The 16791-nt window shown below is 52.1% G+C and carries 18 protein-coding genes; 6 read left to right on the forward strand and 12 right to left on the reverse strand.

Features of this window, described 5'->3' with window-relative positions; translation table 11 throughout:
* Positions 1-57: 57 nt before the first annotated feature.
* The 9 genes from BFV67_RS19670 to zapE form a co-directional block, all read right to left on the reverse strand.
* Entirely contained in the window at positions 58-618 is a 561-nt protein-coding gene (locus tag BFV67_RS19670; RefSeq protein ID WP_023294675.1) for a DUF1120 domain-containing protein, read from the reverse strand.
* Positions 615-2966: a fimbrial biogenesis usher protein gene (locus BFV67_RS19675; protein WP_418251748.1), complete on the reverse strand. Its 2352-nt coding sequence runs from the start codon at positions 2964-2966 to the stop codon at positions 615-617. Before BFV67_RS19675 ends, BFV67_RS19670 begins: the two co-directional genes overlap by 4 nt.
* A gap of 78 nt (positions 2967-3044) precedes the next feature.
* The gene (locus BFV67_RS19680; protein WP_069598826.1) at positions 3045-3749 is read right to left on the reverse strand and encodes a fimbria/pilus chaperone family protein; all 705 of its coding nucleotides are present in this window, start codon (positions 3747-3749) and stop codon (positions 3045-3047) included.
* Positions 3750-3869: 120 nt separating this feature from the next.
* Entirely contained in the window at positions 3870-4547 is a 678-nt protein-coding gene (locus BFV67_RS19685) for a DUF1120 domain-containing protein (RefSeq protein ID WP_008502828.1), read from the reverse strand.
* Between the two features lie 450 nt (positions 4548-4997).
* Complete coding sequence (sspB, locus tag BFV67_RS19690; RefSeq protein WP_025912562.1) at positions 4998-5495, reverse strand: ClpXP protease specificity-enhancing factor; 498 nt, start codon at positions 5493-5495, stop codon at positions 4998-5000.
* Between the two features lie 5 nt (positions 5496-5500).
* Positions 5501-6139, reverse strand: a complete 639-nt coding sequence (gene sspA / locus BFV67_RS19695; protein ID WP_008502830.1) for a stringent starvation protein SspA — start codon at positions 6137-6139, stop codon at positions 5501-5503.
* A 308-nt stretch (positions 6140-6447) separates the two neighbouring features.
* Positions 6448-6840, reverse strand: coding sequence for a 30S ribosomal protein S9 (rpsI, locus tag BFV67_RS19710; protein WP_003860436.1), 393 nt, complete (start codon positions 6838-6840; stop codon positions 6448-6450).
* A 15-nt stretch (positions 6841-6855) separates the two neighbouring features.
* A complete protein-coding gene (rplM, locus tag BFV67_RS19715; protein WP_003860434.1) occupies positions 6856-7284 on the reverse strand; it encodes a 50S ribosomal protein L13 in 429 nt (142 codons plus the stop codon).
* Positions 7285-7583: 299 nt separating this feature from the next.
* On the reverse strand, positions 7584-8708 hold the full coding sequence (gene zapE, locus BFV67_RS19720; protein ID WP_023344996.1) for a cell division protein ZapE: 1125 nt from the start codon (positions 8706-8708) through the stop codon (positions 7584-7586).
* Positions 8709-8897: 189 nt separating this feature from the next.
* Between zapE and zapG the strand changes: the two genes are divergently transcribed.
* The 3 genes from zapG to degS all read left to right on the forward strand — a co-directional run bounded on the left by zapG (position 8898) and on the right by degS (position 11994).
* Positions 8898-9296 carry a Z-ring associated protein ZapG gene (zapG, locus tag BFV67_RS19725; protein ID WP_008502832.1) on the forward strand — a complete coding sequence of 133 codons (399 nt, stop codon included), beginning with the start codon at positions 8898-8900 and terminating at the stop codon, positions 9294-9296.
* A 171-nt stretch (positions 9297-9467) separates the two neighbouring features.
* Positions 9468-10835: a serine endoprotease DegQ gene (degQ, locus tag BFV67_RS19730; protein WP_021242281.1), complete on the forward strand. Its 1368-nt coding sequence runs from the start codon at positions 9468-9470 to the stop codon at positions 10833-10835.
* A 91-nt stretch (positions 10836-10926) separates the two neighbouring features.
* Positions 10927-11994, forward strand: coding sequence for an outer membrane-stress sensor serine endopeptidase DegS (gene degS / locus BFV67_RS19735; RefSeq protein ID WP_008502834.1), 1068 nt, complete (start codon positions 10927-10929; stop codon positions 11992-11994).
* A gap of 56 nt (positions 11995-12050) precedes the next feature.
* Here degS and mdh read toward each other — a convergent pair whose 3' ends face one another.
* Entirely contained in the window at positions 12051-12989 is a 939-nt protein-coding gene (gene mdh / locus BFV67_RS19740; protein WP_008502835.1) for a malate dehydrogenase, read from the reverse strand.
* 397 nt (positions 12990-13386) lie between these two features.
* On the opposite strand from mdh, the gene argR reads away from it, so the two are divergent.
* The 3 genes from argR (at position 13387) to yhcN (BFV67_RS19755) (ending at position 14873) form a co-directional block, all read left to right on the forward strand.
* Positions 13387-13857, forward strand: coding sequence for a transcriptional regulator ArgR (gene argR, locus BFV67_RS19745; RefSeq protein ID WP_008502836.1), 471 nt, complete (start codon positions 13387-13389; stop codon positions 13855-13857).
* A gap of 375 nt (positions 13858-14232) precedes the next feature.
* The gene (gene yhcN, locus BFV67_RS19750) at positions 14233-14496 is read left to right on the forward strand and encodes a peroxide/acid stress response protein YhcN (RefSeq protein ID WP_008502837.1); all 264 of its coding nucleotides are present in this window, start codon (positions 14233-14235) and stop codon (positions 14494-14496) included.
* Between the two features lie 110 nt (positions 14497-14606).
* Entirely contained in the window at positions 14607-14873 is a 267-nt protein-coding gene (gene yhcN / locus BFV67_RS19755) for a peroxide/acid stress response protein YhcN (RefSeq protein WP_069598827.1), read from the forward strand.
* A gap of 61 nt (positions 14874-14934) precedes the next feature.
* Here the strand turns inward: yhcN (BFV67_RS19755) and BFV67_RS19760 are convergent, their stop codons facing one another.
* Both BFV67_RS19760 and BFV67_RS19765 read right to left on the reverse strand, forming a co-directional pair.
* Entirely contained in the window at positions 14935-15207 is a 273-nt protein-coding gene (locus BFV67_RS19760; RefSeq protein ID WP_008502839.1) for a barstar family protein, read from the reverse strand.
* 45 nt (positions 15208-15252) lie between these two features.
* Positions 15253-16707 (reverse strand): NAD-dependent succinate-semialdehyde dehydrogenase, encoded by a 1455-nt coding sequence (locus BFV67_RS19765; protein WP_069598828.1) that lies wholly within the window; start codon positions 16705-16707, stop codon positions 15253-15255.
* Positions 16708-16791 lie beyond the last annotated feature (84 nt).

A 16791-nucleotide genomic window follows, 5' to 3' on the forward strand; every position in this document is an offset into this window, starting at 1 on the left:
ACAGGCATTTCATTGGCGATAGAAATAATGAAGAGCTATTTTTTACTCCCCGAAATGCTACCTCGTCAGCAGAGTCCAGGTTAAGTCACTTTCCAGTACGGTTTGATCGGTGATGCGGCTAAACGCATTGTCATCCAGCACAGGTGATAGCGTGACCCGGAAATTCATCTGCTGGCCTGAAGGCACCTGATTATTATCAACCGCAATAACCGCTTCATTATTACGCACATAAAACGGCGAAGGCGTGCCGCTTTGCGGAGTAAAACCGAGCTGATCGACCGTTTTGCCGACGGTGTAATTTTTACCGTCGATGGTCATATCATCGATTTTAACCGCCATCCCGCCAGACTGGCCGAATGTGAAGCGCCCTTTATCGCCTGCCGTCCCCTGTAACAACACCGCCATTTGCTGCGGCTGCGGACAGTAAACATTAACGTTGAGGGTACGGTCCGCCATTTTGTGCCAGTTCTGCTGGGTTTTATCGATATTATCTCGACGCATTTCATGGTAATCCACCACCGGCTGCGAAAGCGATATTTGGCAATCTTCCGCATTTGCAGTCGCCACGAAGAAAAGTATCCCCAGCGCTGTTAATCCTACTGTTTGTTGATAATTCATCGGCATACTCCGTTTACTTCTTCATAGAAGGCGTCTTCATTGCGTTTCTCAGGAAGAGCGAAATCGAGTTTGCACAAACGATTGTTGTTGGCGTCCATGGCGTACAGCGCCGGTAACTGATCCGCATCGTTGATAAAGACATGACCATCATCAACGACCGTCACAATGTAGTTGTCCTTCTCATCCACGATTGCCAGCCCTTTTCTCAGCGGCTGACCATCGGTTTGCTTCATACGCAGCATCACACGTCGGCTGTTCAGCACCTTGAAATCAAGCTCGCTGACTGAAGCGTGACCTGCGGCGATATATCGGGTGCCGTTTGCCAGCGTCATATTCTGCGGCAGTTTGTTGGCATCCACTTCTATACGCGAATTGCGCCACTCGTTTAGCGAAGGTACAACCGCCTGTCCCCAGGCATCGGTCCAGACCGTACCCTGTGGCGTAGCGATTTCTACCCCGCTTTTCTTCTCGCTCAGTCTGGCAATCGCAAAGGTATCGCGAATCGCATACGGCGAGAACGTCACGCCATTTTTGTGCATAGCGATGCCGCCCGCCAGGGTGGCGTTATAGTTACGCTGGTGATCACCGTTGCTGCCACCACCCACGCTCAGCTGGGTATAATGCAGGTTGGTGTTAAGGTTACCGTTGAAGCTATTATCGCTGGACGACTGGTCACGATCGGCGGCGATATAGTAGTGTGTGTTTTCGCCCAGCGAACCGCTGTTGGCCACACCGTAAGTGGTATTGTCGCCCTGCTTGCGCATGTAAGTGCTGACAGACTGCCCCGGACTCAGCGGAATGCTGACGTTGATGTACAGCATTTCATCATCCTGGTCGTCATCGACGTTGCCCACAGCGCTTTGCCAGTTGGCGGTAACGCTGGCATATTTAAATGTCTTACCCCACGACAGAAGCAGATAGCGGGAATCCTCAGAGTTCCCGCTGCTCTGGTTATAGTTGAAGCCTGCTGAGAAAACGCCTGCCAGACCGGATGAGAAACGTATGCTGCCGGAGTAGGCGTTATCGTACCCCTGATAGTCATCGTCCATCGCTTCTGCCATCTCACGGTAGCCGCCGCTGTAGTGCGTCGCGCTGGTGGAAAGCGATACATGAGAGGAAAGCGTAAGATCGCTTCCTAGCTCGGTTTTAAGTCCACTGTTGCTGTCACCAAACGACTCTTTGCTTGCCGCAACCGTCGTGGAAACAGACCAAAGATCGCTGATAAGAAAATCGGTACGACCGCCAGCTGCCTGGTAATCTTGAGCGGCAGTACCGGAGGCCAGAAGGTTCATCCACGGGAAAATGCGCCAGCCGTCGGAAACGTTCATCACCAGCGGATCGCTGTAGTCGCTATCGATGCTGCGTACCTGACCGGCAGACACGGTAAGCCCCTGCGGGCGAGAAAGATTTCGCTGCTTCACTGCGGCAGCAGGAACAATAAAGTGATTCGTGGAGCCGTCCGACTCTACGACGGAAACGTCTAAATCGACGTTGTTACGCGCAACCGGCACGTCATCCAGCGTAAATGGTCCCGCGGGCACGAGCGTACTGAAGATCAGCTGATTGTTCTGGCGAATCTCCACGCGAGCCTGGGAGGAACGGGCAATGCCTGACACGCTGACGCCGCTGCCGTCTTTTGTCAGCCCACTAGTCGGCATAAGCTGGATACCGGTAATGGGTATGCCGCTCAGCACATTAGACATGGCATTAATTTCACCGACCTGCATGGTTAACTTCTGCGGGACAAAAACATGCTCTGCGTAGGTGTAAATGCTGTCGGCATTTTTCTTGCCATTGTCATCCGTCAGGATGTAATTACTGCGAAGCGACCAGTCAAATGCGTTAAAACCCGCTTCCAGATTGGCCTGCGAATAGCGGGTTTTGTCGCTACCGCCATATTCGTTACGGGTGCTGAAAAGCGAATAGTTGAGCATCCCGGCGGCACCGCCGTGCTGGAAGTTTCGGATATCCGACGACAGGCTGTTTACCGCTTCAGGCGGCAGATACAACTCAACGGCTTCCTGGTTTGGCAACGCGTTGATTACCGCTTTCGGGTAGTCGTCGCGGATGTTGTGGCACGCCTCGCCTGCCTTCAGGGGGACTGGCATGAGGCCTGCGAAATCAAGCAGATCGTTATCAAAACACAGCACGCCGTCCTTATTGAAACGGACGGCGGCCATTCCGCGATCATCACCATTCACTTTAACGTTCACGGAATGGGTTCCGGGCAGAAAACGCGGTGCTTCAGCGAAATAATGGTTCAAGTCGCTCGATAACCCCAGCGTTTTCATTACCCCCGTATCAAACGTCACTTCCCTTGCGAGTACGGAGGCGGAGTCAAACATCATCAGAGGCAAGGTGCCGCAGAGAACTGCGCGGACACAAAGTGCAATACGGCTTTTTTTATTCACCGTTTGATCCCTATATTATTTATTTAATTCTGAGGTAAAACTCGGCACTTCAATGCCATAACGGCTGGCCGGGAAAAATTTAACGTGGATATCACCGCTGCTCGTTTTGTTCAACGCAGCCGTCATCGTCTCACCTGGCAGAAGGTAAGTTTTGGAAAGCGTGGCGTTTGCGCCTGAAGGTTGTAATACGACTTTTTGTGCCAGACGAACAACGTACTTACTTGGGTTGGTTACTTTTACAGAAGATCCGACCGTAGACCATTTGAGGTATTTCCACGCATCCGTCACGACCCCCAGCGTAGCCGGGCGTATTAGCACTGGAATATCCTGGCGAATATTAATGCCAATTTTAATTTTTTTATCGTCATTTTTTGGTGGAATACCGTCAAATGTGACGCGTTTTAAATGCTCAACATCCAGCGGCTGCTTGCTTTGCAAAATAAAACGAAGCTGCTGCGTTTGGCCCGGCTCAAGGCGAACCACAGGCTGCGTGACGATCAACTTAAGCCCCTGGTCGTCCGGCAGGTCTACAACGTTCGTATATAATAAGGATGGGTGTGAATCCGTATTTTTTACGTTAATGGTACCGCTGTGTGTGGCTTCATCAATAATTAGCAGGCTGGTTTCTGGCACCATACCTTCTGCATGCACCGCAAAATTGGCGGAAAATAAAGCGACAGTAAAAAGTGTTTTAAATATATTCGACCTTATGCATTGCATAATATTATCTCCTTGATAGCCCAACAGAACATTCCATGTTTATCGTGCTGTTAAAAAGAGAGTAAATGCAGAACATTCACTCTCTGGATTATTTTAAAATTACTTTTACTCAATAAAGTCTTACAGATAACGCAGGCTGATGGTCAACTGACCGTCAAGCTGAGTATCGTCCGTAATCGCCAGAGTTGTGGTGTCCTGAAGAGCCAGTGAAGTTGCCAGCGGGAAGGTCGCGGTCTGGAAGGCCAGCGGATCCAGAGAACCTGCAGACGCAACGGTGAAGTCACGAATATGGCTGCCCTGAGAAGAACCGTTGGTGGATTTGGTCCAGGTACCCGTCGCGTTCTGCTGATAGATTGGATCTACCGCAGCACCATCAGCCGTTACGCTGTCTACTTTAACTAGCAGAGCGTAAGAGCCAATGTTAACGCCACCCGCGGTTTTGCCCACACCGTAAGTTTGGCTAGCGCCTTTAATAATACCACCACCAAACATACCGTTTTCTACGGTCAGACCCGCGTTAGTATCAGCGCGATCGTCAACCATATTCCAGGACACTTTTGTTGCTGCGGTGCAGTTAATGGTCAAATCGATATTCTTCTGTCCCAACTGGTTGACAGCAGAAGCGTTCAGACTGCCCAAATTAATTGTACCGTAGTCAACAGTACCGCCGTTGCTTAATACTGGCGTACATGCTGCATTCGTCAGCGTACCTTTAACCTTCAGTACAGCTGAAGGGTCTGCAGCAAATGCTGAAGTCACACACAGAGAAAGCGCAGTAGCGAGTAAAACTTTTTTCACTTGTTAATCCTTAACATATGAGTAATTGCAATATTTAACCCAGTAATGATAAATACCTTTACCAGTTACTGATTGTCGTCATGCTTGTCAGCATGTGCACATAGTATTGTTTTTATAAATACATGCAATTTAGCAAAATTAACTATTCTATTAAGGATAACCACAAAATGATTTTTTCCTTATTTTATTAAGGAATTACCCAATCAAAAAAGAGATCAACATCAAAAAAATAATATTACTCAGAATTCCTCTTTACTTTTCTCATCGTTTTGATATTAGTTCACACCTCACTTATTCATGGGGTTTATAAATCTATTTAATTATTAATCAAGCAATGAAGAAACAAGAGATATAAACAATGCTTATTTAAAAATATTACAACGGTAGATTGATACAGAAATAAAAAAAGCCAGTGATATCACTGGCTTTTTACAAACGGCGCAAGCGGATTTATTTCACAACGCGTAGCGCTGGGCGACCACCGCGCGGAGGCGGATCGTCATCAGGGTCATTGTCATCTTGATGATCGGGTTTGTCGCCATCGATAATTGACATCACCGTGTCGCTTTCACGCTCATCAGATGCATTGTCATCATTCAGGCTGGCAACGTCTTCATCATATGCCGCTTCCGGCTCGAACATGGTACCCGCACCGTTTTCACGCGCGTAGATAGCCAGCACAGCAGCCAGCGGTACGGAAACCTGGCGCGGTACGCCGCCGAAACGCGCGTTGAAGCGCACCTCATCGTTTGCCAACTCCAGGTTACCCACCGCGCGCGGGGCGATGTTCAGTACAATCTGTCCGTCACGTGCGTATTCCATTGGAACCAGCACGCCCGGCAACGTCACATCCACAACCAGGTGCGGCGTGAGCTGGTTATCCAGCAGCCATTCATAGAAGGCGCGCAGCAGATACGGACGGCGTGGGGTAAGTTGTGACATTTCCACAGTCATTAGCCTCGGCCGAGACGCATTTCACGTTCCGGTTCAGTTAAAGATGCCAGGAAAGAGTCGCGCTCAAAGACGCGAGTCATGTAGCCCTTCAGCTCTTTCGCGCCAGGACCGCTGAACTCTACGCCCAGGATTGGCAGACGCCACAGCAGCGGTGCCAGGTAGCAATCCACCAGGCTGAATTCATCGCTCAGGAAGAACGGTTTCTGACCAAACACCGGGGCGATTGCCAGCAGCTCTTCACGCAGTTGCTTACGCGCAGCGTCGGCTTCCGCAGCGGATCCGCTGGTGATCACGTTCATCAGCGAATACCAGTCTTTCTCGATACGCTGCATGTACAGGCGGCTTTCACCACGCGCAACAGGGTAAACAGGCATCAGCGGCGGATGCGGGAAACGCTCATCCAGGTATTCCATAATGATACGGGATTCCCACAGGGTCAGCTCGCGATCCACCAGCGTCGGTACGCTTTGGCTCGGGTTGAGATCGATCAGATCCTGAGGCGGGTTATCCTTTTCCACATGCTCGATCTCAAAACTGACACCCTTCTCGGCCAGCACGATACGAACCTGATGGCTATAAATGTCAGTAGGACCAGAAAACAGCGTCATTACCGAACGTTTGTTGGCAGCGACAGCCATGAAAACCTCCAGGTATATTCAGAATTTTTACTGCTACCAGCCCAACAGGGGCCAGCCAGATGTTGTATCGCCCATCCCAGAGAAGACACATTGTTCAAGAATCGAACAAAAATCGAGTATTCACCGATATTTGGGCAGAAAATTGGATGATAGTTTACCAGATTTTGATGGCTTTGTGGTGAGGGGATTCTGGAAATGTGGAAAAAGAGAAGATATATGCATGGATATTGTGGATAACCTGCGCATTATCCATAAAAAAACCCGCCGAAGCGGGTTTTTCGCCAATCGTTCTGCGTAAGCAGAATGGATTAACGTTTGGAGAACTGTGGACGACGACGTGCTTTACGCAGACCCACTTTCTTACGTTCAACCTGACGCGCGTCACGAGTAACGAAGCCAGCTTTACGCAGTTCAGAACGCAGGGATTCGTCGTACTCCATCAGAGCGCGGGTGATACCGTGACGGATCGCACCTGCCTGACCGGAGATACCACCACCTTTAACGGTGATGTACAGATCCAGTTTTTCTACCATATCAACCAGTTCCAGCGGCTGGCGAACTACCATGCGGGCAGTTTCGCGACCGAAGTACTGTTCCAGAGAACGCTGGTTGATTACGATTTTACCACTGCCCGGTTTGATGAAAACGCGAGCTGCGGAACTTTTGCGGCGACCAGTGCCGTAGTATTGATTTTCAGCCATTGCCTATAATCCCGATTAGATGTCAAGAACTTGCGGTTGCTGTGCCGCGTGGTTGTGCTCGTTGCCTGCGTAAACTTTCAGTTTACGGAACATAGCACGACCCAGCGGGCCTTTTGGCAGCATGCCTTTAACCGCGATTTCAATCACACGCTCAGGACGGCGGGCAATCATCTCTTCAAAGGTCGCTTCTTTGATACCACCGATGTGGCCGGTGTGGTGGTAGTACATTTTGTCAGTACGCTTGTTGCCGGTAACAGCAACTTTGTCAGCGTTCAGAACGATGATGTAATCACCGGTATCAACGTGCGGAGTGTATTCCGCTTTGTGCTTACCGCGCAGGCGACGAGCCAGTTCAGTAGCCAGACGGCCCAGAGTTTTACCGGTCGCGTCAACAACATACCAGTCGCGCTGTACGGTTTCTGGTTTAGCTGTAAAAGTTTTCATTAAAAGCTTACCCAAATAATAAGTTACACGTTGGTGAACACCCAAACGTTTAGTCAGTTGAGGTTCACACGACAAAGTCCGGCAAACCTACCCCTTCGAATAGCACATGCCGACACATAGAAAGTTTCGGGAAAAAAACCTTCTCGTAACGTGGGGTCGCAAGATTATAGAGAAGTTGAGGTCAAAGATCGACCCTTAAATGTGATTCAAATTGGGTTTTTCGAGGCGGTGGAAAATGCCGGGTGGCGGCTGCGCCTCACCCGGCCTACAAGTCCCCCTTCACAGGGAGAGGGTGGCATTTATGGCATATGCTCCAGCTTCAGGTATTCCTCGCTCTGCATCTCCTGCAGGCGAGACAGGCAGCGCTGGAACTCAAACTTTAGCCGCTCCCCCTGGTAGATCTCATATAAAGGAACCTCGGCGCTAATCACCAGCTTAACGTGGCGCTCGTAAAACTCGTCCACCATCGCGATGAAGCGCCGCGCCTCGCTCTCCATCAGCCGCGTCATCACCGGCACATCCAGCACCATCACGGTGTGGAACAGACGTGAAAGCGCAATGTAGTCGTGCTGGCTGCGGGCATCAACGCACAGCGTCGTAAAGGAGACCGCCAGCGTTTGGTTTTCAACGCCGAGCGTTGGCAGCGGGCGATGGTTAATCTCGAGTTCCGGGGCGTGTTCGCGTTTTGCCCCCGCCAGCGCCAGCCAGAGTTTATCCATCTCGCGGGTGGTCTCTGCATTTAACGGCGAGAGCCACAGGTGCGCCTGGGTTAAGGTGCGCAGGCGATAATCGACACCGGCATCAACGTTCATAATGTCACAATGCTGCTTAATGGCGTCGATGGCAGGCAGGAAGCGTGCCCGCTGCAGGCCGTTGCGGTAAAGCTCATCCGGCGGAATATTCGACGTGGCCACCAGCGTGATCCCGCGGGCAAAAAGCGCTTTCATCAGGCCGCCTAACAGCATGGCATCGGTGATGTCAGACACAAAAAATTCATCGAAGCAGAGCACGTCCGTTTCCGCCTTGAACCTGTCGGCCACAATCTCCAGCGGATCGCTTTTACCCTGCAGCGCAGTCAGCTCTTCATGCACACGCAGCATAAAGCGGTGGAAGTGCAGACGCTGTTTACGCGCCCCCGGCAGGCTCTGGTAGAACATGTCCATCAGCCAGGTTTTTCCGCGACCGACCCCGCCCCACATATAAAGACCGCGCACCGGCGCGTGGGCCTGTGGCGCTTTTTTTCCGAGCAACCGTCCAAATGCCGCCTTTAGCCCACCATTCTGTTCGGTTTCAGCGGGTTTGGCCGTGAGTTCCTGATAAATCATCTCCAGACGACTTACCGCCTCACGCTGTACGTCATCCGGCTGATGAGTGCCCTCGTTTAGGGCCAGTTGATATCGCGATGCAGGGGACAGGTTTTGCATAATCTTATTGTTATTCCTTCAATTAACGCTCACCAGCAGACGTGACTGATGAAAAAAAGGCCGTTCTACACTACGCGATGATACGTCAGGATTCCACTTCTACGGAAATAGCGGTTATAGTGGCATTATCAGGCACAGGCAGGAGCCGAGCCAACACCCTACGGAACAACAAGACAACGGGAGAAGTTCATGACCTGGGAATATGCGCTAATCGGTTTAGTCGTCGGCATCGTCATCGGTGCTGTGGCCATGCGTTTCGGTAATCGCAAATTGCGTCAGCAGCAGTCACTGCAGTACGAACTGGAAAAGAACAAAGCCGAGCTGGAAGAGTATCGTGAAGAGCTGGTCAGCCATTTTGCCCGTAGCGCCGAGCTGCTGGACAACATGGCGACCGACTATCGTCAGCTGTATCAGCATATGGCAAAAAGCTCCAGCAGCCTGCTGCCAGAAATGACGGCGGAAACCAATCCGTTCCGCAACCGTCTGGCAGACTCTGAAGCCGGTAACGACCAGGCGCCTGTTCAGATGCCTCGCGACTATTCAGACGGCGCGTCCGGCCTGCTGCGCGGCGGTGTAAAACGCGATTAATCGCACAACCTGAATTTATTTTACGGGCGCAGCGATTGCGCCCGTCCTTTCTTCCTGACCCCAGCTATCATTTAGTTAAACACCTCATTGTTCAGCGGTTTAAAATTCAATAACATCAACGTGTTTTTGGGGCCGTTTTTCCTTTATTCCAGGTTACGAGAGTCAACATCGATGAAGAAAAAAAACCAGCTGTTGAGCGCTATCGCGTTAAGTGTCGGGTTATCTCTCTCGGCGTCCGTCCCTGTATTTGCCGCCCTTCCCTCCCAGGTGCCTGGCCAGGCGGCCATTCCAAGCCTTGCCCCCATGCTGGAAAAAGTGTTGCCTGCGGTGGTCAGCGTTCAGGTTGAGGGCACGGCGGTACAAAGCCAACGCGTCCCTGAAGAACTGAAAAAATATTTTGGCGATGAGTCTCCCGACCAGCAGGCCCAGCCTTTTGAAGGCCTGGGTTCCGGCGTCATTATTGATGCGGCAAAAGGCTACATTCTGACTAACAATCACGTCATCAGCCAGGCCGATAAAATCAGCGTCCAGCTAAACGATGGCCGCGAATTTGATGCCAAACTGATTGGCGGTGATGACCAGAGCGACATTGCGCTGTTGCAGGTACAAAACCCGAGTAACCTGACCCAGATTGCCATCGCAGACTCCGACAAACTGCGCGTCGGTGATTTTGCCGTCGCCGTGGGTAACCCCTTTGGCTTAGGGCAAACCGCCACTTCCGGGATCGTCTCCGCGCTGGGACGCAGCGGCCTCAATCTGGAAGGGCTGGAAAACTTTATCCAGACCGATGCCTCAATCAACCGCGGGAACTCCGGCGGGGCGTTACTTAACCTTAACGGTGAGCTGATTGGGATCAACACAGCCATTCTGGCCCCGGGTGGCGGCAGCATCGGGATCGGTTTTGCGATTCCCAGCAATATGGCCAAAACCCTGGCGCAGCAGCTCATTCAGTTCGGCGAAATCAAACGCGGGCTGCTGGGTATTAAAGGTATGGAGATGAGCGCCGATATCGCCAAAGCGTTCAACATCAACGTACAGCGCGGGGCGTTTGTCAGTGAAGTGCTGCCTAACTCCGGCTCGGCAAAAGCAGGTATCAAATCGGGCGATGTGATCGTCAGCCTCAACGACAAGCCGCTGAGCAGCTTTGCCGAGCTGCGCTCGCGGATAGCGACCACCGAACCCGGCGCCAAAGTGAAGCTGGGTCTGATCCGTGACGGTAAGCCGCTGGACGTTGAAGTGACGCTGGATAAGAGCACCTCCTCCTCTGCCAGTGCGGAGCTGATCGCCCCGGCGCTGCAGGGTGCGACGCTGAGCGATGGACAGCTGAAAGACGGTACGAAAGGCATTCGCATCGACACCGTTGAGAAGAGCAGCCCTGCCGCACAGGCCGGATTGCATCAGGAAGATGTGATCATTGGGGTAAACCGCAATCGCGTGCAGTCCATTGCCGAACTGCGCAAGGTGATGGAGAGTAAACCGGCGGTTATTGCCCTGCAGGTCATGCGCGGCAATGAGTCTATCTATATTCTGTTGCGCTAAGCATTTGCGACCCGGACATCACCGCTGCGTGTGATGTCCGGATAACTCATGTTATGCTGCAAATCGTTCCTTTTTTAACGACACGCGCATCATGCTTTTAAAGCTCTTACGTTCTATTGTCATCGGTTTGATTGTCGCTGGCCTGCTGCTGCTGGCGCTGCCGTCTTTACGTCAGTTCAATAAACTGTCGGCCCCTCAGTTCGATAGCACGGATGAAACGCCGGCCACCTATAACCAGGCCGTTCGCCGTGCCGCACCTGCCGTAGTTAACGTCTATAACCGTGGCCTGAATACCTCAGCCCATAACCAGCTGGAGATCCGCACTCTCGGCTCCGGGGTAATCATGGACGAGCGCGGCTACATTATTACCAACAAGCACGTGATAAACGATGCCGACCAGATCATCGTCGCCCTACAGGATGGCCGCGTGTTTGAGGCATTACTCGTTGGCTCTGACAGCCTGACTGACCTTGCCGTCCTGAAGATTAACGCAACGGGCGGTTTGCCGGTCATCCCGATCAACCGTAAACGTACCCCGCATATTGGTGACGTCGTCCTGGCGATTGGTAACCCTTACAACCTGGGCCAGACCATCACCCAGGGGATTATCAGCGCGACCGGGCGTATTGGCCTCAACCCATCCGGGCGGCAGAACTTCCTGCAAACCGATGCCTCCATCAACCACGGTAACTCCGGCGGTGCGCTGGTCAACTCGCTGGGCGAACTGATGGGCATCAACACCCTCTCGTTCGATAAGAGTAACGACGGCGAGACGCCGGAAGGGATCGGCTTTGCCATTCCGTTCCAGCTGGCGACCAAAATTATGGATAAGCTGATCCGCGACGGACGCGTGATCCGCGGCTATATCGGTATCGGTGGCCGTGAAATTGCGCCGATGCATACCCAGGGTGGCGGGATCGATCAGATCCAGGGCATCGTGGTGAACGAGGTGGCGCCAGGGGGTCCGGCGGCCAACGCGGGGATTCAGGTCAATGACGTCATTGTGTCGGTTAACGGCACGCCGGCGGTTTCTGCGCTGGAGACGATGGACCAGGTGGCAGAAATTCGCCCGGGCTCTATCATCCCTGTTGAAGTCATGCGCAACGATAAGAAACTGACGCTGCAGGTCACCATTCAGGAATATCCGGCAACGAACTGACAGGCATAAAAAAACGGAGCGATAAGCTCCGTTTTTTTGCCGGGAGACGGTTCGTATTACTTGTTAACGAACTCTTCGCCCAGGGTGATATCTTTCTTCAGCGTATCCAGCATGCCTTCCATCGCGTGTTGTTCAAACGCGCTCAGCGTACCAATGGATTTACGCTCTTCGATACCATTTTTGCCCAGCAGCAGCGGCTGAGAGAAGAAGCGAGCATGTTCGCCATCGCCTTCAACGTAAGCGCATTCAACAACGCCTTTCTCGCCCTGCAGGGCGCGAACCAGTGACAGACCGAAACGTGCAGCCGCCTGGCCCATAGACAGGGTTGCAGAACCGCCACCCGCCTTCGCTTCCACCACTTCGGTGCCCGCGTTCTGGATGCGTTTAGTCAGGTCAGCCACTTCCTGCTCGGTGAAGCTCACGCCTGGGATCTGCGACAGCAGAGGCAGGATGGTAACGCCAGAGTGACCGCCGATGACCGGCACTTCCACTTCTGTTGGCTGTTTGCCCTTCAGCTCTGCAACAAAGGTGTTGGAGCGAATAATATCCAGCGTGGTTACGCCGAACAGTTTGTTTTTGTCGTAAACACCTGCTTTCTTCAGCACTTCTGCCGCGATAGCAACGGTGGTGTTCACCGGGTTAGTGATGATACCGATGCACGCTTTCGGGCACACTTCAGCAATCTGCTGCACCAGGTTTTTCACGATGCCCGCGTTGACGTTGAACAGGTCTGAACGATCCATGCCTGGCTTACGCGCCACGCCTGCAGAAATCAGCACCACGTCGGCACCCTGCAGAGCAGGACGCGCATCTTCACCGGAGAAGCCTTTGATTTTTACAGCGGTAGGGATGTGGCTCAGGTCAACCGCCACGCCTGGGGTTACCGGAGCAATATCGTACAGGGAGAGTTCTGAGCCTGAAGGCAGTTGGGTTTTCAGTAGTAGGGCAAGCGCCTGGCCGATACCACCAGCAGCGCCGAGGACTGCGACTTTCATCCTAAACTCCTTATTATGGTTAACTTAAGTATCTGTAAATCCGTTGCGGCGACCATAATTCAGCAAGTGTTTAATTACAATTTTCGTAGCTAAAGAATTTGAGGTCGCGCGACTTTATCTCTCTTCAGAAGGCTATCTGACGACAGACGGCAACGAATTAAGAGGTGGTTACAATACACCCTGCCCCGCCACCAAAACAACATCATTTTGATAACATTTAATTTACTTTTAAGCTTATTTGCGCGGCGTGACCCAGGCATGTTTTCTGATAACGAATTCTGATAATATCACTCCCTTTCATAACATTATTTCAGCCTGGCGCTGAGTAGATAATTTGCATAAAAATTCATCCACATGCATAATAATGTTGTTTCTATCGTCATATTCCGGGTGACTTATGCGAAGCTCGTCTAAGCAAGAAGAATTAGTAAAGGCGTTTAAAGCGCTACTTAAAGAAGAGAAATTCAGTTCTCAGGGAGAAATTGTTCAGGCGCTGCAGGAACAGGGCTTCGACAACATCAATCAGTCGAAGGTCTCCCGCATGTTAACGAAATTTGGCGCGGTACGTACCCGTAACGCCAAGATGGAGATGGTCTATTGCCTGCCGGCTGAACTTGGCGTGCCGACCACCTCCAGCCCGCTCAAGAATCTGGTTCTGGATATCGACTACAACGATGCCGTTGTGGTGATCCACACAAGCCCAGGTGCCGCACAGCTGATTGCCCGCATGCTGGACTCATTGGGTAAAACGGAAGGTATCCTCGGGACTATCGCCGGTGATGACACCATCTTTACCACGCCAGCCAGCGGTTTCTCCGTTAAAGATCTCCACGAAGCGATTCTGGTTCTGTTCGAACAGGAACTCTAATCCCCTTTCCCCGTGGCGCCGCTGCGGGGAACGTTCTGCTTCCACACCGTTTCCCCCTCTTTTTCACTGCCTCTGCCTTTGACAAATAGTGCTTTTTACCACCCATTAACATTCACCTGGTGAATGCTAAATCAAAAAATCGCACAAAAAATCAAAAGCTGATATCCATATGATTTCATTAGATATAGCCAACTAAAATGTGCAAAAAACATCCAATATTATGCAATTTGGTTATAAAAAAAAGACTGGTTAACACGTAATAACAATAGAAACCATTAGTCTGGTATTAATTTTTTCCGTTATTAGTGTATACTTGATTTTGTGATGAGGGTCACGAAACAAGACCCCACTAAAAAATTCGACGAGGTAAGAATCATGAAAATCAAATCAACTGTAGCGGCGCTGAGCGTCCTGTCTGTCCTGTCATTCGGTGCCTTCGCGGCTGACGCTATCAATGCTGACCAGGCGCAATCCCGCCAGGCCATCGGTACGGTTTCTGTCGGCGCGGTCGGCACATCGCCAATGGACATGCATGAGATGCTGAACAAAAAAGCGGAAGAAAAGGGTGCGTCATCCTATCGCATCATCGAAGCGCGCTCTGGTGCACACTGGCACGCCACCGCTGAGCTGTACAAATAAGTTTTAGTAATAACTGAACACGTAAATCTCCACTCAACGGCACCAGGCATAAAAATAGCGGTTCAACCCTTCTCGCCGTTGAGCAAAAACCCTATTCAGGAGTAAAGACTATGAAAACCAAATTGATCATCGCAACCCTCGGTCTGGCATCTGTTCTCTCTTTCGGCGCAAGCGCAGCCGTACAGCAGGTGAATGCCGACCAGGCACAAAATCTGCAGCCTATAGGCAGCATCTCCGTGACGTCTGTTACCGGCTCTCCGATGGATATCCGTCACGAACTGGCTGCCAAAGCTGAAAAAGCAGGTGCCAGCAGCTATCGCGTCACCGAACTGAATCAGGGTGACCACTGGCATGCAACTGCAGAACTGTATAAATAAACCCTCGTCGTATCTCATCATACGACTTGCCCCTGGCCTGATGGTCAGGGGCTTTTTTCATTCAGTGCCGCGCGTTAAAACGCAGCTGCCCTTCCAGCTCTTCTTCCGCTTCATCGAACAGTAATATCAGTGCGCCAAAGCGTCTGCGCAGCTTATCGGGCAAATGGATGAACTCAATTTCCAGCGGTAGCGGCAGCAGACTACCAGTCACCACGTCCCACAGCGTATCCAGATTCGTCACGCTTTCCCGTTCAAGATCAAACACCCGGATAAACTCACGGTAGAAGTCTTCCTGACTGTCGATCTCGTCAAAATCAAAGGTATAGGTTTTCATTGCCAGCCACCCAGTCCAGGCGAGCGGCAGATGCCGCCCTGTCTATTATAATCCCCCAATGTGAAGGGTTTTCACTTCCAGATACTCTTCCAGGCCCAGCACGGAGCCCTCACGACCCAGGCCTGACTCTTTTACGCCGCCAAAGGGCCCCAGCTCCGTGGAGACGGCACACTCGTTAATACCAATCATCCCGCTCTCGATCGCCTGCGAAACGCGGAAAACACGTGAGAGATTCTGGGTATAGAAGTAAGCCGCCAGACCGTAGGGTGTGTTGTTAGCACGCTGGATCACTTCATCTTCCGAGGTGAAACGGAAACACGCCGCAACCGGGCCAAACGTCTCTTCCTCTGCCAGCTTCATGCCTTCATGGCAGTCGCCCAGCACGGTTGGCATCCAGAAATTCCCGCCAAGCGTATGGGGCTTACCCCCTGCCAGTACGGTTGCTCCCCGTGAGACGGCATCGTCGACATGCTCACGCACCTTGTCGACCGCAGCAGATTCAATCAGCGGCCCGACAACAACGCCCTCGTCAAGGCCATTCCCCACCTTGAGCGCCTTCACGGCATCGGCAAGTTTATTCACAAACTTGTCGTAGACGGTTTCCTGAATATAAAAACGGTTCACGCTGACGCAGACCTGCCCGGCATTGCGGAACTTGTTGGCAATCGCCCCCTTCACCGCCGCGTCGATGTCTGCATCCTCAAAAACGATATACGGGGCATTTCCCCCCAGCTCCATCGAGACTTTTTTCATGGTTTCGGCAGCATTACGCACCAGCGTTTTGCCGACGGAGGTCGAGCCGGTAAAGGAGATTTTACGCACGTCTCGGCTTGCCATAATCGCATCGCTGATTTCATGGGTATTCCCGGCCACGGCGTTGAGCACGCCGTCGGGTACGCCGGCCTGTTTTGCTAGGGTGAGCAGCGCAAAGGCACTGAGCGGCGTGTTATTGGCCGGTTTGATCACTCCGGTGCACCCCGCAGCCAGCGCCGGGCCTAATTTGCGGGTGAGCATGGCCATTGGGAAGTTCCACGGCGTTATCGCCGCCACCACGCCTATGGGTTCGCGGGTCGCCAGAATGCGCGAGCCGGGTTTGATCGGCGGAATAATTTCACCGTTGGCGCGCTTGGCCTCTTCGGCAAACCACTGGATAAAGCTGGCAGCGTACTCCACCTCACCTTCCGCTTCTTTCAGCGGCTTGCCCTGCTCGGTGGTCATTAGCTGCCCGAGCCAGCTTTTATTCTCAATAATCAGTTCGTACCAGCGATAAAGAATCGCCGAGCGCTCTTTCGCGGTTTTGGCACGCCAGGCCGGGAAGGCTTTGGTGGCCGCTGCGATAGCCTCTTCGGTTTGTGCTTTACCCGCTTTCGCGACTTTCGCGATGACTTCCCCGGTAGCGGGGTTAAGCACATCGAAGGTCGTGTCCAGCGTTTTCCAGATCCCGTTGACCAGATAACCGGTCTGAAAAAGGATGTGATCCTGAAGCGCCTGGGTCGTCATGTGTCCTCCCTTCCTGAAATGTAAGAACGTGCTGGAATAAGTATAGCCACAAAAAAACCGACGCTTTTGGCGTCGGTTTTTTTA

This window comes from Enterobacter roggenkampii (genome assembly GCF_001729805.1).
Lineage (GTDB): Bacteria > Pseudomonadota > Gammaproteobacteria > Enterobacterales > Enterobacteriaceae > Enterobacter > Enterobacter roggenkampii.